Raw genomic sequence first — 202 nt, 5'->3', positions numbered from 1 at the left:
CGGCGATAGACGACTTTGTAGCGGAGTATGAGATTAAGAACGGTCTGATGGTCTTCGACAAGGGCTTCTACAACGACAAGTTGTTTGAGAAAGTCGATAAGATGGAAGGACTGGCATACCTGATACCATTGAAGCAGAACTCGGCGTTCATAAAGAATTACAAGATGGATGAGCCGACAATGCCATTGAAAGACTATAAGGA

The 202-nt window shown here is 44.1% G+C and carries 1 pseudogene; it reads left to right on the top strand.

Annotation, left to right across the window (positions count from 1 at the left end):
• Nucleotides 1–202: pseudogene (locus LDN30_RS16335) on the top strand (hypothetical protein); the annotation flags it as partial.

Source organism: Prevotella lacticifex, from assembly GCF_019973375.1.
Lineage (GTDB): Bacteria > Bacteroidota > Bacteroidia > Bacteroidales > Bacteroidaceae > Prevotella > Prevotella lacticifex.
The sequence above is the reverse complement of the archived record's forward strand: the minus strand, read 5'-3'. Positions and strand labels throughout refer to the sequence as shown.